At 67.6% G+C, this 19,542-nt stretch carries 14 protein-coding genes; all 14 read left to right on the forward strand.

Features of this window, described 5'->3' with window-relative positions; all coding sequences use genetic code 11:
- The first annotated feature begins 12 nt into the window (after nt 1-12).
- On the forward strand, nt 13-1,587 hold the full coding sequence (locus RTI28_RS01025) for a flagellar hook-associated protein 3 (protein WP_316918726.1): 1,575 nt from the start codon (nt 13-15) through the stop codon (nt 1,585-1,587).
- A gap of 115 nt (nt 1,588-1,702) precedes the next feature.
- On the forward strand, nt 1,703-5,287 hold the full coding sequence (locus RTI28_RS01030; protein ID WP_316918727.1) for a glycosyltransferase: 3,585 nt from the start codon (nt 1,703-1,705) through the stop codon (nt 5,285-5,287).
- 262 nt (nt 5,288-5,549) lie between these two features.
- Nucleotides 5,550-6,323 carry a glucose-1-phosphate cytidylyltransferase gene (rfbF, locus tag RTI28_RS01035; RefSeq protein ID WP_316918728.1) on the forward strand — a complete coding sequence of 258 codons (774 nt, stop codon included), beginning with the start codon at nt 5,550-5,552 and terminating at the stop codon, nt 6,321-6,323.
- Nucleotides 6,305-7,387: a CDP-glucose 4,6-dehydratase gene (gene rfbG / locus RTI28_RS01040; protein ID WP_316918729.1), complete on the forward strand. Its 1,083-nt coding sequence runs from the start codon at nt 6,305-6,307 to the stop codon at nt 7,385-7,387. The genes rfbF and rfbG overlap by 19 nt, the downstream gene beginning before the upstream one ends.
- Entirely contained in the window at nt 7,384-7,944 is a 561-nt protein-coding gene (locus RTI28_RS01045; protein WP_316918730.1) for a dTDP-4-dehydrorhamnose 3,5-epimerase, read from the forward strand. The genes rfbG and RTI28_RS01045 overlap by 4 nt, the downstream gene beginning before the upstream one ends.
- The gene (locus RTI28_RS01050; RefSeq protein WP_316918731.1) at nt 7,941-9,164 is read left to right on the forward strand and encodes a class I SAM-dependent methyltransferase; all 1,224 of its coding nucleotides are present in this window, start codon (nt 7,941-7,943) and stop codon (nt 9,162-9,164) included. The genes RTI28_RS01045 and RTI28_RS01050 overlap by 4 nt, the downstream gene beginning before the upstream one ends.
- A complete protein-coding gene (locus RTI28_RS01055) occupies nt 9,164-10,021 on the forward strand; it encodes an NAD(P)-dependent oxidoreductase (protein ID WP_316918732.1) in 858 nt (285 codons plus the stop codon). Before RTI28_RS01050 ends, RTI28_RS01055 begins: the two co-directional genes overlap by 1 nt.
- Nucleotides 10,011-11,084, forward strand: coding sequence for a class I SAM-dependent methyltransferase (locus RTI28_RS01060; protein ID WP_316918733.1), 1,074 nt, complete (start codon nt 10,011-10,013; stop codon nt 11,082-11,084). The genes RTI28_RS01055 and RTI28_RS01060 overlap by 11 nt, the downstream gene beginning before the upstream one ends.
- A 20-nt stretch (nt 11,085-11,104) precedes the next feature.
- Complete coding sequence (locus RTI28_RS01065) at nt 11,105-11,836, forward strand: cephalosporin hydroxylase family protein (RefSeq protein ID WP_316918734.1); 732 nt, start codon at nt 11,105-11,107, stop codon at nt 11,834-11,836.
- Between the two features lie 103 nt (nt 11,837-11,939).
- Nucleotides 11,940-14,819 (forward strand): TIGR00180 family glycosyltransferase, encoded by a 2,880-nt coding sequence (locus RTI28_RS01070; RefSeq protein WP_316918735.1) that lies wholly within the window; start codon nt 11,940-11,942, stop codon nt 14,817-14,819.
- 280 nt (nt 14,820-15,099) lie between these two features.
- The gene (pseC, locus tag RTI28_RS01075; RefSeq protein ID WP_316919101.1) at nt 15,100-16,308 is read left to right on the forward strand and encodes a UDP-4-amino-4,6-dideoxy-N-acetyl-beta-L-altrosamine transaminase; all 1,209 of its coding nucleotides are present in this window, start codon (nt 15,100-15,102) and stop codon (nt 16,306-16,308) included.
- Nucleotides 16,305-17,018 carry a pseudaminic acid cytidylyltransferase gene (gene pseF / locus RTI28_RS01080; protein WP_316918736.1) on the forward strand — a complete coding sequence of 238 codons (714 nt, stop codon included), beginning with the start codon at nt 16,305-16,307 and terminating at the stop codon, nt 17,016-17,018. The genes pseC and pseF overlap by 4 nt, the downstream gene beginning before the upstream one ends.
- Nucleotides 17,015-18,484: a UDP-2,4-diacetamido-2,4,6-trideoxy-beta-L-altropyranose hydrolase gene (gene pseG, locus RTI28_RS01085; protein ID WP_316918737.1), complete on the forward strand. Its 1,470-nt coding sequence runs from the start codon at nt 17,015-17,017 to the stop codon at nt 18,482-18,484. Before pseF ends, pseG begins: the two co-directional genes overlap by 4 nt.
- A complete protein-coding gene (gene pseI / locus RTI28_RS01090) occupies nt 18,471-19,523 on the forward strand; it encodes a pseudaminic acid synthase (RefSeq protein ID WP_316918738.1) in 1,053 nt (350 codons plus the stop codon). Before pseG ends, pseI begins: the two co-directional genes overlap by 14 nt.
- The last annotated feature ends 19 nt before the right edge of the window (nt 19,524-19,542 follow it).

The raw sequence follows: 19,542 nt of genomic DNA on the forward strand, positions 1-19,542 counted from the left end.
GAGTCGTAGACCATGCGTATTTCCACCTCCCAGTACTACGAATCCAGCGCGGCCAACTACCAGCGCAACTACTCCAACGTGGTCAAGAGCGGCGAGGAAGCCAGCGACCTGATCCGCGTGCGCACTGCCGCCGACGATCCGGTGGGCGCCGCGCGCCTGCTGCAGCTCGACCACCAGAGCTCGATGCTGGAGCAGTACGCCACCAACACCACCTCGGTGCGCAACAGCCTGAGCCAGGCCGAGACCGCCCTGAACTCGATCAATACCCTGCTGCAGCGGGTCAACGAGCTGGCCCTCGGCGCGGGCAACGCCACCTTCACCGACACCGAGCGCAAGGCCACCGCCACCGAGCTGGGCAAGCTCGAAGAGCAGTTGCTGAGCCTGATGAACACCCGCGACGAGAACGGCCAGTACCTGTTCTCCGGGTCCCGGGGCGATACCCAGCCGTTCGTGCGCAACGCCGATGGCACCTACGCCTACATGGGTGACGAGGGCGAGCTGCAACTGCAGGTCGGCGACATGCTCACCATGGCGGCCGGCAACAGCGGCGCCACGGCGTTCCAGCAGGCGCTGAACACCAACCGCACGCAGACCACCCTGACCGCGCCGACCCCGGATGACGGCCGCGTGCGCCTGACGGACGGGCAGATGTCCAGTGCCGTGGGCTACAACGACCAGTTCCGCAGTGGCCAGCCGTACACCGTGACCCTGCTCAGCAGCACCCAGTTCAAGATCACCGACAGCGCCGGCAACGACGTCACCACCGAAGCGACCAACTCCGGCACCTTCGACCCGGGCACCATCGGTGGCAGTTCGGTCAGCTTCCGCGGCGTCGACCTGCGCCTGAACATCAACCTGCAGCCGGGCGATACCAACCCCGATGCGGTGGTCGCCGGCCACAGCTTCACCCTGCAGAGCAAGCCGGACACCATCACCGGCATCCGCAGCCCGGGCAACGGCTCCAGCACCCAGGTCAGCTCGACCCAGGTAGTTGACGCCGACAAGTACGCCAAGGCCTTTCCGTCCGGCGGCGCGGTGATCAAGTTCACCAGTGCCACCGACTTCGAGCTGTATGCCCAGCCGCTGACTGCCGACAGCCGTCCGGTCGGCAACGGTACCTTGTCCGGCACACCGCCGACCGCTACCGCGGCCGGTGTGCAGTTCACCTTCAGCGCGGCGCCGGGTGCCAACGACCAGTACAGCGTGCAGGTGAACAAGCACCAGACACAGAACATCCTCGATACCGTCAGCCAGCTGCGCAAGGCCCTGGAAAAACCGATCGACGGCAGCACCGCCGGCCAGCAGCAGTTGCGCGAAGACCTCGATGCGGCCATCTCCAATATCAGCAGCGGGCAGAACCAGCTGGCCTACACCGTCACCTCGATCGGTGCCCGCGGCAAGGCCCTGGACCTGCAGGAGCTGGCCAACGAAAGCCTGAGCATCGCCAACTCCACCACCCAGTCGTCGATCCGCGACTCGGATCCGGCCGAGGTGATGACCCGCCTGACCCTGCAGCAGACCATGCTCCAGGCCTCGCAGATGGCCTTCAGCAAGATCAGCCAGCTGAGCCTGTTCAACCGTCTGTAATACCGCGTTTCCCGCCGCGTCGTCGCTCTGACGCGCGGCGGTTCCATCCGTCATTCCCCGGGCTCCAGGCTGTTCCGATTCACCCGAGAGCAGTCTCCGGCCGAGAGTCTTCGTCGTGAATCCAGCGCCTCTTGTCAGTCTCGTCATTCCCGCCAACAGCGCGCGTTTCTTCCGTGCGACGCTGGTCAGCGCCTTGGCCCAGAACTACGAAAACCTCGAAGTCATCGTCTGCGACGAAGGGCGCGACGACGAGATCAAGGCCATCGTCGACGAACTCGAGCCGCTGTCCCGTTGCCCCCTGTACTACCAGCGCAATCCCCAGCCGCTGGGTCTGCCGCGCAACCTGCTGGCCGGGCTGGAGCTGGCCCGGGGCGACTACGTGCGCTTTCTCTGCGATGACGACCGGCTGCTGGCGGGCTGCATCGACAGCGAGATGCAGCTGTTCCTCGGCAACGATGACGTCAGCCTGGTCGCCACCCGCCGCAACCTGGTGGACGGCGATGATTTCGCCCTGTCCCAGCGTCTGGAGAACAGCTGGTTCACCTGGGGCGACACGGTCTATCACGGCAATGACCTGCTGGATTTCTTCGAGAGCAACCCGCTCAACTTCATCGGTGGTTTCAGCAACACGCTGATGCGCGCCAGCGACCTCGGCGAGCTGTTGCCGGCCCTGGTCGAGGCGGGTTTCCACGCCCATATCGATTTTGCCCTGTTCGTCTGCCTGCTGCGGCGCGGCAACCTGGCGGTCACCGCCCAGGTGCACTGCATCGAGCGCGTCCATGCGCAGCAGTTGCGCCGGCAGGCCGAACTGCAGGGCGCCCGCGCCACCGAACTGCAGTGGCTGCGCAATATGTTCGCCGCGCGTCCGCCGGCCACCGAGACCTTTTCCGGCTGGGTGCGCATCCATGTGCTGCCGGTGGATGGCAGCCGCGTTGCGCGGGTCTGGGAAAACCTGTTCCTGGTCCACGTCCTGCGCAGCCTGCAGGCGATCCAGGAGTCCCACGTCGGCGACGACAGCGACACCTTTGCCGACCTCTACGGCAAGTGGCTCGGTTGTCGCCAGGACCCGCTGGTGCTGCGCCGCCTGATGCGCCTGAGCGAGCACTGGGACTGGCAGCCGCGGATCGCCGTGGTGGTGATCGACGAGGAGGGTGACAGCCCGGCGCGCCAGCGCACCCTGGAGAGCATCGGTCGTCAATGCTATGGCGCCGCGACGACCCTGCTGCTGGCGGCGGGAAAGCTGCCCGCCAGTCTCGACGAAGGCCTCATCAGCCGGGCGCTGCAAGGCGACTGGGCGCAGCAGCTCAACGAGCTGTTGCCCGAGCTGGAAGGCATCGACTGGTTCTGGCTGGTGCGTGCCGGCGACCGCCTCAGCGAGTTCAGCCTGATGCTGCTGGCCGAGCGCGTCGTGCGCCTGGCCGAGATCGCCTGCGTCTACGGTGACGAGGGCGGCCTGGATGACGAGGCGTCGAGCGAGCCGGTATTCAAGCCGGACTTCAACCTCGACCTGCAGCGTGCCTACCCCTTCACCGGGCGGGTCCTGGCTTTCTCCCGCACGGCCTGTCTGGCGGCGGGCGGTTTCGCCGGCGGTTACCAGGAGCTGGCGCCCCATGACCTGCTCTGGCGTCTGCTGGAGAGCCATGGCCCGCAGGCCATCGAACATATCCCCGAGGTGCTGGTGGAGTCCGCGCTCGGCTTCGCCGCCTGGGTTTCCTCGGCCAGGGTGGTCGCGGAAAACCCGCGGGTGCTGGACGCGCACCTGCGCCGTCTGGGGGTGGACTACCGCCTGCACAACGAAGCGGGCGCGGCGATCAACCAGATCCGCTACCTGCATGCCGCGCAGCCGCTGGTGACCCTGGTGGTCAGCTTCCGCGATCAGGTGGCGGTGCTGGAGCGCTGCCTGGAGAGCGTGCTGGGGCGCACCGCCTATCCCCATTACGAAATCCTGGTGATCGACAACGCCAGCGAGGGCGAGGCGTCCCGCGCCTGGCTGGCGGCCATGGCGCAGATGGGCGAGCGCCTGCGCGTGCTGTCGCTGCAGGAACAGTCGTCGTTCCCGCGCCAGGTCAACCTGGCGGCGCAACAGGCACGCGGCGACTACCTGCTGCTGCTCGACCCGTGCACGGTGGTCACCGAGGCCGACTGGCTGGACGAGCTGGTCGCCCATGGCCAGCGCGCGGAAGTCGGCATGGTCGGCGCCGAGCTGTGCAATGCCCAGGGCCTGGTGGTCAACGCCGGCGGCATCCTGGGCCTGCGCGGCGCGGTGTATTCGCCGTTCGTTGGCGAGATGGTCCAGGCCGGTGGCTACATGCAGCGTTTGCAGGTGGCGCAGAACTATTCCGCCCTCGGCGCCGACTGCCTGCTGCTGCGCAAGCAGCTGTACCTCGAGCTGGGCGGGCTGAACGAGGAAGGCTTCAGTGCCGCGTTCAGCGATGTCGACCTGGGACTGCGCATGCGCCAGGCCGGTTACCTCTGCGTGTGGACGCCACGGGCGCGCCTGGTCCTGGATCGTCCGCCCGGTCCGGCGCTGGATGCGGAGCAGGAAGCGCAGCGGCAGACAGTCCTGGTGCAGCAGCACGAGAACTTCCAGCAGGCCTGGATGCCGCTGATCGCCCGCGACCCGGCCTACAACCTCAACCTGGCCCTCAAGGAGTCGGCGTTCCGCCTGGAGCCGGGGCTCAAGGACGGCTGGCTGCCCTTCGTCGGGCGTTCGCTGCCGCACGTCCTGGCCTTGCCGATGAACAAGACCGCGGTGGGGCATTACCGTGTGATCAAGCCGCTGACCGAGCTGGAAGCGGCGGGCTGGGTCACCCAGCAGCAGTATTTCGAGATCCCCAGCAACGTCGAGCTGGCGCGCAGCGCGCCGGACGTGGCGATCCTCCAGGGCCGCTACACCGAGGGGTTCATCAAGGAAATCGAGCGCCTGAAGACCTATTCCAAGGGCTTCGTCATCTACGAGCTGGACGACTACGTGATCAAGGTGCCGAAGAAGAACGGCCACCTCAAGCACACCCCGCGCGACCTCGAGGGCTCGCTGCGCCGCGGCATCGCCCGCTGCGATCGCCTGGTGGTGTCCACCGAGCCGCTGGCCGATGCCCTGAGCGATACCCACCACGACATCCGCGTGCTGCCCAACATGCTCGCCGAGGAACTGTGGGTCGGGCGTCGGGCCCAGCGCCGCACGTCGAGCAAGCCGCGGGTAGGGTGGGGCGGTGGCACCAGCCATACCGGCGACCTGGAAGTGATCGCCGAGGTGATCAAGACCCTGGCCAACGAGGTCGAGTGGATCTTCTTCGGCATGTGCCCGCCGGCGCTGCGCCCGTACATCCACGAATTCCATCCGCCGGTGGGCCTGGGCGCCTATCCGGCCAAGCTGTCCAGCCTCAACCTGGACCTGGCCCTGGCGCCGCTGGAGTTCCACATCTTCAACGACTGCAAGAGCAACCTGCGCCTGCTCGAGTACGGCGCCTGCGGCTACCCGGTGATCGTCACCGACACCGCGGCCTACCGCGGCTACCTGCCCTGCACCCGGGTCAAGAGCAACTCCACCGAGGAATGGCTGGAGGCGATCCGCATGCACCTGGCCGACCCCGAGGCCAGCTACCGCATGGGTGACCAGTTGCATGACGAGGTGATGCGCAACTATGTGCTGCGGCCGGAGCATGTGCAGGTCTGGTATGACGGGTGGATGCCGAGCTGAATTTCTCGAAGCTGCCCACGATCCTGTAGGAGCTGGCTTGCCTGCGAAGGACCGCGTAGCGGTCCCGGTTCCCGATCCGAAGTCGTATAGAGATCATTGGCCTGACTTTAGATCAGGAACCGGGACCGCTACGCGGTCCTTCGCAGGCAAGCCAGCTCCTACAGGCAAGCGGCCTGAACAATCTGGCGCGTTTCCTGCAAGTCCCCCTCCCATCGCCATAAATCCCGCGCCTGCGCGATTTATCAGTACGAGAGGGAAGGACATGAAGGCAGTAATACTGGCCGGTGGACTGGGCACTCGCATCAGCGAAGAGTCGCACCTCAAGCCGAAGCCGATGATCGAGATCGGCGGCAAGCCAATTCTCTGGCACATCATGAAGCAGTACTCGGCCCACGGTATCCACGACTTCGTGATCTGCCTCGGCTACAAGGGCTACGCGATCAAGGATTTCTTCGCCAACTACTTCCTGCACACCTCCGACGTCACCTTCGACATGCGCGCCAACCGCATGGACGTGCATCAGAACTACAGCGAGCCATGGCGCGTGACCCTGATCGACACCGGTGAGGAAACCATGACCGGTGGCCGCCTGCGCCGCGCCGCGCGCTACCTGGAAGACGAGAAGGCGTTCTGCTTCACCTACGGTGATGGCGTTTCCGACCTGAACATCGGGGCCCTGGTGGATTTCCACCTGGGCCACGGCAAGCTCGCCACCGTCACCGCGGTCCAGCCGCCCGGACGCTACGGCGCGCTGGAACGCGACGGCGACGCCGTGCGCGGCTTCGTCGAGAAGCCCCGCGGTGACGGCGGCTGGATCAACGGCGGCTTCTTCGTCCTTTCGCCGAAAGTGCTGCCCTACATCAGCGACGACCACTGCTCCTGGGAATCCGAGCCCCTCGCGCAACTGGCCGCCGAAGGCCAGTTGCAGGCCTTCCAGCACGATGGCTTCTGGCATCCGATGGACACCCTGCGCGACAAGAACCATCTCGAACACCTCTGGCAGAGCGGGGAGGCCCCATGGAAACAGTGGGCCTGAGCGCCGATTTCTGGCAGGGCAAGCGCGTCCTGCTGACCGGCCACACCGGTTTCAAGGGCAGCTGGCTGGCACTGTGGCTGCGTGAGCTGGGCGCCGAAGTCACCGGCTTCGCCCTCGATCCGCAGCCGGGTCCCAACCTCTACGACCTGGCCGCGGTCGGCCGCGACATCAAGGACGCCCGCGGCGACCTGCGCGACCTTGGCGCGCTGCTCGAAGTGGTGGCCGAGGCGCAGCCGGAGATCGTCCTGCACCTGGCCGCGCAACCGCTGGTGCGCGAGGCCTATCGCGATCCGCTGGGTACCTATTCCAGCAACGTCATGGGCACCCTCAACCTGCTCGAAGCGATCCGCCAGGTCGGCGGCGTGCGTTCGGTGGTGCTGGTCACCACCGACAAGGTCTACGCCAACCAGGAATGGCCATGGCCCTACCGCGAGAACGAAGCGCTGGGCGGCCACGATCCGTACAGCAGCAGCAAGGCCTGCTGCGAGCTGCTGGCGCAGTCCTATACGGCTTCCTTCTTCCCGCCGGACAAGCATGCCGAGCACGGCCTGGCCCTGGCCACCGCGCGCGCCGGCAACGTCCTCGGCGGTGGCGACTTCGCCGCCGAACGGCTGATTCCCGATGTACTCAAGGCCTGGGATGCCGGGCACCCGGTGACCCTGCGTTATCCACAGGCGGTACGCCCGTGGCAGCACGCCCTGGAGCCGCTGGCCGGCTACCTGCTGCTGGCCCATCGGCTCTACACCCAGGGCCCGGCATTCTCCGGGGCGTGGAACTTCGGGCCCAACGAGGGCGACATGTGCAGCGTCGGCGAAGTGGTCGCCCACCTGTCCCGGCAGTGGCCGGAGTCGCCGGGAATCCGCGTCGAGCCGAGCGAACTGCATGAGGCCGGCGTGCTGCGCCTGGACAGCGGCCGCGCGCGCCAGCTGCTTGGCTGGCGTACCCGCTGGTCGTTGCGCGAGTGCCTGGAGCACACCCTGCAATGGCACCTGGCCTGGAAGCGCGGCGGCGACCTGCGCGCGGTGACCCTCGACCAGCTCAACCTGTACGCGGAGCTGTCGTGAGCGACCTGCAGCTGCAAGCCCTGCCGCTCGCCGGCCTGTACAGCGTCGTGCACAAGCGCCACGGCGACGCCCGCGGGCAGTTCGCCCGGCTGTTCTGCGAAGGCAGCCTGGCCGGGCTGGGCGTGCCGTTCCCTATCCGCCAGATCAACCATTCGCACACCCTCGGCGCAGGCTCCGTGCGCGGCCTGCACTACCAGCAGGGCGACCAGCCGGAAGCCAAGCTGATCACCTGCCTGCGCGGTGCGGTGTGGGACGTGGCGGTGGATCTGCGCCAGGGCTCGCCGACCTTCCTGCACTGGCACGCCGAACGCCTCGAAGCCGGCGACGGCCGCAGCCTGCTGATCCCCGCCGGTTTCGCCCATGGCTTCCAGGTGCTGGGCGAAGAAGCCGAGCTGCTCTACCTGCACAGCGCCGACTACGCGCCGGGCCGCGAGGGCGGGCTGTCGGTGCACGACCCGCGCCTGGCGATCGACTGGCCGCTGCCTGTCAAGAATCTGTCGGCCCGGGATGAAGCCCATCCCTGGCTGGATCATCATTTCACCGGAGTGTCCGCATGAATTGCCGTGGCTGTGGCGCAGCGCTGAGCCTGCCGCTGATCGACCTGGGCACCGCGCCGCCTTCCAACGCCTACCTGCGCGCCGGGCAACTGGCCCAGGCCGAGGCCTGGGTACCGCTGAAGGTCGGCGTCTGCCAGCAGTGCTGGCTGGTGCAGACCGAGGACTACACCCGCGCCGACGCGCTGTTCGATGCCGACTACGCCTATTTCAGCTCCTACTCCAGTTCCTGGCTGGCCCATGCCCGCCAGTACGTCGAGGACATGAGCGCGCGTTTCGACCTGGCTGAACACAGCCGCGTGGTGGAGATCGCCGCCAACGATGGCTACCTGCTGCAGTACGTCGCCGCCCGCGGCATTCCCTGCCTCGGCGTCGAGCCGACCCGCAGCACGGCCCAGGCGGCGCGGGAAAAAGGCCTGGAGATCCGCGAGCTGTTCTTCGGCGAAGCGAGCGCGCGGGCCCTGGTGGAAGAGGGCTGGGCCGCCGACCTGATGGCGGCCAACAACGTCCTGGCGCATGTACCGGACATCAACGATTTCCTCCGCGGTTTCGCCACCCTGCTCAAGCCGGCGGGTGTTGCCACCTTCGAGTTTCCGCACCTGCTCAGCCTGATGGCCGAGCACCAGTTCGACACCCTGTACCACGAGCACTATTCCTACCTGTCGCTGACCGCGGTGCGCACCCTGTGCCAGCGCAATGGCCTGGAGATCTTCGACGTCGAGGAACTGCCGACCCACGGCGGTTCGCTGCGGGTCTTCGTGCAGCGCGCGGGTGGTCCGCAGGCCGTCTTGCCGGCGGTGCAGGCACTGCTGGAAACGGAAGACAAGGTCGGCGTGACCAGCGCGGACTTCTACGCGACCCTGGCCCCCGCCGCCGAACGCATCAAGCACCAGTTGCTGCGCTTCCTGCTCCAGGCGAAGGCCGAGGGCAAGCGCGTGGTCGGCTACGGCGCCGCGGCCAAGGGCAACACCCTGCTCAACTACGCCGGGGTGCGTGGCGACCTGCTGGCCTGGGTCGCCGACGCCAACCCGCACAAGCAGGGCAAGTTCCTCCCGGGCAGTCGCATCCCGGTGGTGGCGCCGGAGCGCCTGGCCATCGAGCAGCCGGACTACGTGCTGGTGTTGCCGTGGAACCTGCTCAAGGAAGTCAGCGAACAACAGGCGCTGGTGCGTGAATGGGGCGGTCGCTTCGTCATCGCCGTGCCGGAGCTGACCGTCCTGTGATGAAGGTATTGCTCACCGGCGCCAGCGGTTTCGTTGGCCAGCACCTGGTCGCGGCGCTGCTGGAGCGCGGCTGCCAGGTTCGCGCGGTGGCCCGGCGCGAAGAGCCGGCGCGAGCGCTGCCCTGGTTCGACCAGGTCGAATTCGTCAGCGCCGACATCCACAGCCCGGACACCGACGTCGCCGCCCTCTGCGAGGGGGTCGATGCGCTGGTCCATCTGGCCTGGCCGGGGCTGCCGAACTACCAGGGCCTGTTTCACCTCGAACACAACCTCATGGCCGACTATGGCTTCATCAAGCGCGCGGTCGAGGCCGGGGTCGGGCAGGTGCAGGTCACCGGCACCTGCTTCGAATACGGCCTGCAGAGTGGCCCGCTGGCTGAAACGGTGGAGTGCCGCCCGGCCAATGCCTATGGCCTGGCCAAGCACAGCCTGCGCCTGTTCCTCGACACCCTGCGCCAGCAACGGCCGTTCACCCTGCAGTGGGCGCGACTGTTCTACCTGTACGGTCCGGGGCAGAACCCCAACAGCCTGCTGGCGGCACTGGACCGGGCGATCGATGCCGGGCAGGCGCGTTTCGACATGTCCGCGGGCGAGCAACTGCGCGACTTCCTGCCGATCGAGACGGCCACCGCGCACCTCGCGGATCTGCTGCTGCGCCGTGATTTCAGCGGCGTGGTCAATGTCTGCAGCGGCCAGCCGGTGTCGGTCCGCAGCCTGGTGGAACGCCACTGCGCCGCGCGCGCTGCGCGCATCGCCCTGAACCTCGGTCACTACCCTTACCCGACGCACGAGCCCATGGCCTTCTGGGGCGATGCCCGGCGCCTGCGCGCCTTGCTGGGAGCACAACATGAAGCATGAGCTGTACCGCGCCAGCGCCCTGCCGGTGCTGCAGAACCGTACCTTCGCCGATGCCGCCAGCGCCCGCGCCAGTGCCAGCGCCGACATGCGCCTGGTGCAGGACAGCCGCACCGGCCTGGTCTTCAACGACGCCTTCGATGCCGACAAGCTCAGCTACGACAGCGACTACCAGAACGAGCAGGCGCACTCGGGCCAGTTCCAGCGCCACTTGAACGATGTCGAGGCCATCGTCGCCCGGCATTTCAAAGGGCGCAGCCTGATCGAGGTCGGGTGCGGCAAAGGGTACTTCCTTGAGCTGCTGCGCGAGCGCGGCTACGCCGTGACCGGCATCGACCCGGCCTACGAAGGCGACAACGCCGACGTGATCAAGGCGCCGTTCACCCCCGCGCTGGACCTGCGCGCCGAGGCCATCGTCCTGCGCCATGTGCTGGAGCACATCGCCGACCCGGTGAGCTTCCTCCACGAGATCGCCCGGGCCAATGGCGACAGCGGCCTGATCTACATCGAAGTGCCGTGCCTGGACTGGATCATCGAGCACAAGGCCTGGTTCGACCTGTTCTACGAGCACGTCAACTATTTCCGCCTCGCCGACCTGCAGCGTCTGTTCGGTCGCGTGCTGGAAGGCGGTCGCCTGTTCGGCGGGCAGTACCTGTACGTGGTCGCCGACCTCGCCAGCCTGCGTCGTCCGGACGCTGACGGGAGCGAACCGCTGCGCCTGCCCGACGATTTCAGTGCCAGCCTGGAGCACGCGGTGGCCATCGTCCGCCGCGACGCCGACAAGGGCTCGGCGATCTGGGGCGCCTCGTCCAAGGGCGTGATCTATTCGCTGTTCCTGCAGCGCGCCGGGGTGGCGGTCGACCAGGTGGTCGACATCAACCCGGCCAAACAGGGCCGCTACCTGCCGCTCAGCGGCGCGCGCGTGTCGTCGCCGCAGGAGGCCATGGCCGCCTTGCCCGACGGCGCCAACCTGTTCGTGATGAATTCCAACTACCTCGAAGAAATCCGTCGCATGACCGCCGACCGCTTCGTCTACCACGCCGTCGACAGCGCCGCATTTCAATGACTTCCCAGAGAGACAGCACCATGACCGACGTTATCAAAGCCTTCGAAGCCGAATGCGCAGCCGGCATCCAGGCCCAGGGCCAGGACGAGCAACTCAAGGGCCTGGCCCGGGACTTCTTCAACGAGTCGGCCAAGCACAAGTACAGCTACCACTTCTCCTGGATGGGCCGGCCGATCATCCAGCTGCCCCAGGACATGCTGGCGATGCAGGAGATCATCTGGCGGGTCAAGCCGGACCTGATCATCGAGTGCGGCATCGCCCACGGCGGCTCGATCATCTACTACGCCTCGCTGCTGGAGCTGCAGGGCCATGGCGAGGTGCTGGGCATCGACCTGGACATCCGCCCGCACAACCGCGAAGCCATCGAAAGCCATCAGATGGCCAGGCGCATCTCGATGATCGAGGGTTCGAGCATCGATCCGGCCGTGGTCGAGCAGGTGCGCGCCATCGCCGAGGGCAAGAAGGTCATCCTCGTGCTGGATTCCAACCACACCCATGAGCACGTGCTCGAAGAGCTGCGCGCCTATGCGCCGCTGGTGGCGCTGGGCAGCTACTGCGTGGTGATGGACACCGTGGTCGAGGACATGCCGCCGGAATTCTTCCCGGACCGTCCATGGGGACCGGGGGACAACCCGAAGACCGCGGTCTGGGCCTACCTGAAGGAAAACAGCGACTTCGAGATCGACCAGCAGATGCAGGACAAGCTGCTGATCAGCGTCGCCCCGGACGGCTATCTGCGCCGGGTGCGCTGAAACCGTTCATTTGATTGGCCTCATCGCCACCTGATCGGTGGGAGCGGGCGTTGCCCGCGATGAGGCCCTGAAGATCACCGCCGATTTGCCGTCAGGTACCGACATGCCAAGCCCCATCCTGAACACCCAGTTCACCCTGGTCATGCTGACCCACAAGCGCCCGGGCTTCCTGCGTCGTGCCCTGCAGTACTACAAGGACTTCCCGGGGACCCTGCTGGTCCTGGACTCCTCGCCGGAGCCGGCCGCCGGTATCGCCGAACGCTACCCGCGGGTCGACTACCGGCACCTGCCGCAGTTCGACTACCAGGGCTTCCAGGCCAAGATCCAGCACGGCCTGGGCCTGGTGACCACGCCCTACATGGCCCTGGTGGCGGATGACGATTTCATCCTGCCGCAGGCCATCGCCGAGTCGCTGGACTTCCTCGAAGCCCACCCGGACTACGGTATCTGCCAGGGCTACAGCATGATGTACCTGGCCGAAGCCGGGCACATCAACTACTACCGCCGCGACAAGAAGCTCGGCCAGGAAGACTACGCCAGCGACGATCCGCGCCAGCGCATCCTCGATTACCTGTACGCCTTCATCCCGCCGTTCTATGCGGTGACCCGCACCGCGCTGCTGCAGGACTGGATTGCGCAGATTCCGCCGAAACTGCGCTTCGAATGGCTGGAGATCAGCCATGTCTGGTTCCTCCTGGCCAGTGCCAAGGCGCGCCTGCTGCCGATTCCCTACGCGCTGCGCGAAGCCAACTACGGCGCCTCCGAGCACAACACCGAAGTCACCTACGCCCTGGCCCTGCCGGACCCGGTATCGGTGGCCAGCCGTGAGGAGTTCACCGAGGTCCTGGCCGGCCTGGACACGCCGCTCAAGGGTGAGCGCGAGCAACTGCGCGCCTTTGCCCGGCAGAGTTTCGCGCTGACGTACGAGGGCCTGGCGGGCGGACGCTCGCTGACTATCGAGGCGATCTTCTCGTCCATCGTCAACGGTCCGGGTGAGGCACCGACCCGCTCGTTCCTGCCGACGCAGTACGTCAACTTGCCGTTCTACAACCAGGCCTTCTTCGAGCAACTGGACGAGATCGAATTCCTCCTCCACGCCATGCCCGCCGGGCGCCTGCAACAGGAACAACTGGAACCGCTGTGGCTGCAGCAGGAGCGCCTGCTCGCCGAGCGCGGCGACGACCACGCGCACAGCCGCATCGTGCGTGCTCGCCACGCGCTGGAGCTTGCGCCGTACAACCTGACGGTGGTCAGGCATCTTGCCGAACTGCTGCACGACAACGGCGAAACCGAGGAAGCCGACAAACTGCGCGGCTGGGCGCGGCGCCTGGAAGCGGTGGCCAGTGATGGCGGTCGCGCGCTGCTCAGTGCCCAGCCCTCCGGGCGTCTGCTCGACTGGCTGCAAGCGCGTGAGCCCGAGCAGAGTGTGCGCGAGGCGGTCAGCGCATACCTCGGGCAGCATCAGGGTGGGCCGCAGATCGGCATTCTCCTGCTCAACCTGGACCACGACGAAGTCAAATTGCAGGCGACCTTCGACAGCCTGCTCGGCGGGGTCAGCCGCGCCTTCCGCATCGTCGTGTTCACCACCGGCGCGCTGCCGGCGATGACCACCCTGCAGCAGACCCTGCACTTCGTGCGGGTGAGCAAGGACGACTATATCGACAAGATCAACCAGATTGCCGGGCAGATGTCCTGCGACTGGCTGATGCTGGCCGAGGCGGGTGACGAGTTCACCGGCGCCGGTCTGCTGCGTGCCGGCCTGGAGCTGCTCGACGCGCCGGACTGCCGTGCGGTGGCGGTGGACGAGATCCAGCAACTGGGCGGCGGCGCCTGGCGCGAGGTGCTGCGCCCGGGGATCAACCTCGACCTGCTGCAGAGCCTGCCGGTGCTGATGGCGCGGCACTGGCTGGTGCGCCGCGAAGTGCTCCTGGAGGCGGGCGGCTATGCCAGCGAATTCAGCGATGCGCTGGAATACGAACTGCTCCTGCGCCTGATCGAGAAAGGCGGCCTGAGCGGCCTGGCCCACCTCGACGAGCCGCTGCTGATCAGCCGTGCGCCGGAACTCAAGCACAACGAGCATGCCCGCCAGGCCCTGGCCCGGCACCTGTCCGGACGTGGCTACAAGGCCCAGGTCAGTTCGGCGCAGCCGGGTGCCCTGCGCATCGACTACCGCCATCTGGAGCGGCCGCAGGTGTCGATCATCCTGCGCAGCGAGGACAATCAGCAAGCGCTGCAGCGCTGCCTGGAAAGCATCCTCCAGCGCACCCGCTACATGCGCTACGAGGTGCTGATCGCCGACAACGCCAGCCAGTCGCCAGAGCACCTGCAATGGCTGGAGCAACTGCAGAAGCTCGGCGGGCGCGTGCGCGTGCTGCAGAGCACGCAGCGCCTGAGTGGCGCGGCGCTGATCAACGCCGCCAGCGCCGAAGCCACGGGTGAATACCTGGTGCTGTTGGCCGCCGATGCCGAGGTGGTCAACGCCAACTGGCTGGAACTGCTGCTCAACCAGGCGCAGCGTCCGGAAGTCGGTGTGGTCGGCGCCAAGCTGGTGGACGAGCACGGCAAGGTCACCCAGGGCGGCCTGATGCTCGCGGCCGAAGGCGTGCGCGCGGCCCATGTCGGCCTGGCCAAGGGTGACAGCGGCTACCTCGGCCAGGCCGCGGTGGAGCAGAACTACCCGGCGGTCTCGGCGGCCTGCCTGATGGTGCGCAGCGAAGTGTTCCGTGCCCTCGGCGGGCTGGACGAAGCGCTCTTCGCCGACAGCTATGCCGATGTCGACCTGTGCCTGAAAGTCGCCGATGCCGGTCTGCTGACCGTGTGGACGCCACAGGTCCAGGTGGTCCATCCGGGCCTGCTGCCGGACGATGCCGTGGCGCTCGCCGCCCTGCGCCAGAAGTGGAGCGGCCTGTGGCACAGCGCTGCCCACGGGCGCAGCCTGACGCCGGCCAACGCCGCGTTCGACTGGAACGCCCTGATCGGCTGAACCCGCGCGATGGCCAGGGAGTGGCCTGACTCTTGCTTCGGGCTTGGGTAAACAGGGCAGAGGTCAGAAAAACGTTGGTTTTCCGCCCTCCGCCCACTGCGAGTTCCGGTCGTCGCCCCGTCCCCCGGGGCGGCGACCCTGCCAGGATTCAGGCATGTTCGACGACAAGTCCCTCTTTACTTCCAGCGTCATCGGCGCGTTCGGCCGCACGCTGTCCGGCGCGCCGGTGGAACTGGCCGGCAGCCTGGCCGCGGCATTGCCGTCGGCAAGCGTGAGCCGGATGCCGTTGACCGAGAGGTGCCTGCCGGTGGAGCCGGCCACGAACATTCCCTATGGCCGGCAGAACCTCGACCAGGCCGATATCGACGCCGTGGTCGAGGTGCTGCGTTCCGACTGGCTGACCCAGGGCCCGACCCTGGAACGTTTCGAGCAGGCGGTGGCCGAACGCTGCCGCGCCGCCCATGCGGTGGCGGTCAGCAATGCCACCGCCGGCCTGCACCTGGCCTGCCTGGCCGCCGGGCTCGGCGCCGGCGACTGGCTGTGGACCAGTCCCAACAGTTTCGTCGCCTCGGCCAACTGCGCGCGCTACTGCGGCGCCGAGGTGGATTTCGTCGACATCGACCCGCTGACCTGGAACCTCGACGTCCGTGCCCTGGCGCGCAAGCTGGAGCAGGCCCGCGGTGCCGGGCGGTTGCCCAGGGTGCTGGTGGCGGTGGCGTTCTCCGGGCAGAGCTGCGACATGGCCGAGATCGCCCGCCTGGGCCGTGAATACGGTTTCCGCGTGATCGAGGATGCCGCCCATGCCTTTGGCGCCGACTATGCCGGCGAGCCGGTGGGCTGCGGTCGCCATGCCGACATGACGGTGTTCAGCTTCCACCCGGTGAAGATCATTACCAGCGGCGAAGGCGGCATGGTCCTGTGCAACGATCCCGAGCTGGCCCGGCACCTGCGCGGCCTGCGCAGCCACGGCATCACCCGCGATCCGGCGCAGATGAGCGAAGCCACCCATGGCGGCTGGTACTACCAGCAGACCGAGCTGGGTTTCAATTACCGCATGTGCGACATCCAGGCCGCCCTTGGCCTGTCGCAGCTGCGCCGCCTCGACACCTTCCTCGAGCGCCGCCGCCAGCTGGCCGCGCGCTACCAGCGCCAGCTGGCCGGCCTGCCGCTGCAGTTGCCGACGGCGCAGGCCGAGGCGCACTCGGCCTGGCATCTCTACGTGGTGCGCCTGCACGAACACCTCGAAGGTCATCATCGCGCGGTGTTCGACGGCCTGCGCGCGGCGGGCATCAACGTCAACCTGCACTACATCCCGATTCACCTGCAGCCGTACTACCGTGACCTCGGCTTCGCCCCCGGCGACTTCCCCGAGGCGGAGCGCTACTACCGCCAGGCCATCACCCTGCCGTTGTATCCGGACCTCAGCGAGGCCCAGCAGGATCGCGTGGTGGCGATGCTGGCCGGGCTGTTGTCGGAGCTGCGGGCATGAGCGGTGCGGTAGCGATCATCCCGGCGCGCGGCGACAGCAAGCGGATTCCCGGCAAGAACCGCAAGCTGTTCCAGGGCGAGCCGATCATGGCCTACTCGATCCGTGCGGCGCTGGGCAGCGGCCTGTTCGAGCGGGTGGTGGTCAGCACCGACGATCCGCTGATCGCCGACGTGGCCCGCGAGCTGGGGGCCGAGGTGCCGTTCATGCGCCCGGCGAACCTGGCCGACGATCATGCCAGTACCCTTGCGGTGATCGTGCATGCCCTGCGGACCCTGGAAGAACAGGGCTACTGGGCCGAACTGGCGTGCTGCGTGTATGCCACCGCGCCCCTGCTGCAGAAGCGCTACCTGCGCGCGGGCTACGAGACCCTGGTGGCGCAGCCGCACAAGGACTATGCGTTTTCCGTCTGCAGCGTCGGCTTCCCGGTGCAGCGGGCGCTGACCCTGACCGATGACGGCGCCCTGACGCCGCTGTATCCGCAGTACCGCGACACCCGCTCGCAGGACCTGCCCCATGCCTACCAGGATGCCGCCCAGTTCTACTGGGGCCGCAGCGAGGCCTGGGTGCGTGGCGAGCCGCTGTTTTCCGAGCGCAGCCTGCCGGTGATGGTGCCGCGGCACCTGGTCCAGGACATCGATACCGAGGACGACTGGGTACGTGCCGAATACCTGTACAGCGTGCTGCGCGCCGCCGGGGAACTGGACGATTGAACCTGCTGTTTCGCGTGGATGCTGGCAGTTCCCTGGGCATCGGCCATGTCGCCCGCTGCCTGACCCTGGCGGCGGAGCTGGTGGCCGGCGGGGCGAAAGTGGCCTTCGCCTGCCGGGAACTGGCCGGACACCAGATGGCCCGTATCGCCGCGGCGGGGCACGAGGTCTTCGCCCTGCCGCTGGACACAGTGGACGAGATGCTGGCGCTGCGCGCGGTGTTGTCGCCCGGGGCGTTTTTCGACTGGATCGTGGTCGACCACTACCAGCTCGATGCGACCTGGGAAACCGCAGCGCGCCAATGGGCGCGGCGGATCATGGCGATCGACGACCTGGCCGATCGCCCCCACGCCTGCGACCTGCTGCTGGACCAGAACTTCACCGCCAGCGCTGCGCGCTACCAGGCGCTGCTGCCGCCGACGTGCCGCCTGCTCGCCGGACCGCGCTACGCCTTGCTGCGCCCGGCGTTTCGCCGCGAGCGCGAGGCGTCGGCCGAGACCGCCCGGCGCGTGCTGGTCAGCTTCGGCGGTTTCGACCAGGCCGGGATGACCCTGAAAACCCTGCAGGCCCTGGCCGGCATCGAGCAGGTCGCGGTGCAGTGCATCGCCGGCCAGGCCAGTGCCGACCTGGCGGCGCTGCGAGCCCTGGTCGAGCAGCAGCCGGGCTGGCAACTGCTGGCCTTCGTCGACGACCTGGCCGAGCGTATGGGCGCCGCCACGCTGTTCATCGGTGCCGGTGGCGGGACGACCTGGGAGCGTGCGGCCATGGGCCTGCCGAGCCTGTGCGTCAGCGTCGCCGACAATCAGGTGGGCAATGCCGAGGCCCTGGCCCGGGCCGGCGTGCACCTGTACCTGGGCGATGCCGGGCAGGTCACGGTGGACGGGCTGCGCCAGGCCATCGCGGTGCTGCTGGACAATGCGCCGCTGCGTCAACATTTCGCCGCGCGCAGTCGGCAACTGGTCGATGGCCTGGGCGCGCGCCGGGTCGCGGTGGCCTTGCTCGCCCACAGCCTGCGCCTGCGCGCTGCCGAGGTCGCAGACGCGCGCCTGCTGTTCGACGGGCGCAATGCCGAGTCGGTACGGCGCGCCTCGCTGCAGCAGGGCACGCTGGACTGGGGCAGTCATTGCCGCTGGCTGCAGGCGAGCCTGGACAACGACCAGCGCCTGCTGCTGATCGGCGAGGACGCGCAGGGGCCGCTGGGCATGCTGCGCTACGACCTGCTGCAGCCCTCTCGGGCGCGGGTGTCGCTGTACCTGTTCGGCGGGCGTTGCGGCCTGGGCTGGGGCAGGGCGCTGCTCGCTGCCGGGGAGCGTGCCGCGCGCAGCCGCTGGCCGCGCCTGCAGGTCATCGAGGCGCAGGTGCTGGCGGACAATCCGGCATCGCTGACGCTGTTCCGCAGCGCGGGTTACTTACAGGCCGAGTGCCATTTCGAACGGGTATTGAAGGATTCGCAAGATGAGCAGTTTTGACATCGGCCAGCGCCGTATCGGCGTCGAAGTCGCGCCGCTGGTGATCGCCGAGATGAGCGGCAATCACAACCAGTCGCTGGAGCGTGCGCTGCAGATCGTCGAGGCCGCGGCGAAAGCCGGTGCCCATGCGCTGAAACTGCAGACCTACACCGCCGATACCATGACCCTCGACCTGCGCCACGGCGAGTTCTTCATCGAGGACCCCAACAGCCTGTGGGCCGGCTCCTCGCTGTACGAGCTGTACCAGAAGGCCTATACGCCATGGGAATGGCACGAGCCGATTTTCCGGCGCGCCCGCGAGCTGGGCATGCTGGCCTTCTCCACGCCGTTCGACGAGACCGCCGTGGACTTCCTCGAAAGCCTCGATGTCCCGGCCTACAAGATCGCCAGCTTCGAGAACACCGACCTGCCGCTGATCCGCAAGGTGGCCGCCACCGGCAAGCCGATGATCATCTCCACCGGCATGGCCAGCCTCGCCGAACTGGACGAAACCGTGCGCGCCGCGCGTGAGGCGGGTTGTCGCGATCTGGTCCTGCTCAAATGCACCAGCACCTATCCGGCCAGTCCGGAGAACAGCAACGTGCGGACCATTCCGCACCTGCGCGAACTGTTCGGCTGCGAGGTCGGCCTGTCCGATCACACCCTCGGCGTCGGTGGCGCGGTGGCGGCCGTGGCGCTGGGGGCCAGTGTGGTGGAAAAGCATTTCACCCTGGATCGCGCCGAGGGCGGCGTGGATGCGGCGTTTTCCCTGGAGCCGGCGGAAATGGCTGGGCTGGTGCAGGAAACCGAGCGCGCCTGGCTGGCCCTGGGTCAGGTCAACTACGGCGCCAGCCAGGCCGAACAGGCCTCGAAACGCTTCCGCCGCTCGCTCTACGTGGTCCGCGACATGGCGGCCGGCGAGGTGTTCGACCGCAGCAATGTGCGCGCCATTCGCCCGGGGCTGGGACTTGCGCCCAAACACCTGGATTCCCTGCTCGGGCGCAAGGCCCGGCAGCCGCTGAAACGCGGCACGGCACTCGACTGGGCCCTCGTCGAATAGGGCTTGCGCCCCTCTGGCG

Origin of the sequence: Pseudomonas sp. zfem002, assembly GCF_032621685.1 — a bacterium.
Taxonomy (GTDB): domain Bacteria; phylum Pseudomonadota; class Gammaproteobacteria; order Pseudomonadales; family Pseudomonadaceae; genus Aquipseudomonas; species Aquipseudomonas japonica.

Bases quoted from the DNA above. Each gene is read 5' to 3' on its own strand.
- RTI28_RS01065 (WP_316918734.1), top strand. From the start codon at position 11,105: ATGACCGACGTTATCAAAGCCTTCGAAGCCGAATGCGCAGCCGGCATC.
- pseC (WP_316919101.1), top strand. From the start codon at position 15,100: ATGCCGTTGACCGAGAGGTGCCTGCCGGTGGAGCCGGCCACGAACATT.
- RTI28_RS01025 (WP_316918726.1), top strand. From the start codon at position 13: ATGCGTATTTCCACCTCCCAGTACTACGAATCCAGCGCGGCCAACTAC.
- rfbG (WP_316918729.1), top strand. From the start codon at position 6,305: ATGGAAACAGTGGGCCTGAGCGCCGATTTCTGGCAGGGCAAGCGCGTC.
- RTI28_RS01070 (WP_316918735.1), top strand. From the start codon at position 11,940: ATGCCAAGCCCCATCCTGAACACCCAGTTCACCCTGGTCATGCTGACC.
- pseI (WP_316918738.1), top strand. From the start codon at position 18,471: ATGAGCAGTTTTGACATCGGCCAGCGCCGTATCGGCGTCGAAGTCGCG.
- RTI28_RS01050 (WP_316918731.1), top strand. From the start codon at position 7,941: ATGAATTGCCGTGGCTGTGGCGCAGCGCTGAGCCTGCCGCTGATCGAC.
- rfbF (WP_316918728.1), top strand. From the start codon at position 5,550: ATGAAGGCAGTAATACTGGCCGGTGGACTGGGCACTCGCATCAGCGAA.
- RTI28_RS01055 (WP_316918732.1), top strand. From the start codon at position 9,164: ATGAAGGTATTGCTCACCGGCGCCAGCGGTTTCGTTGGCCAGCACCTG.
- RTI28_RS01060 (WP_316918733.1), top strand. From the start codon at position 10,011: ATGAAGCATGAGCTGTACCGCGCCAGCGCCCTGCCGGTGCTGCAGAAC.
- pseF (WP_316918736.1), top strand. From the start codon at position 16,305: ATGAGCGGTGCGGTAGCGATCATCCCGGCGCGCGGCGACAGCAAGCGG.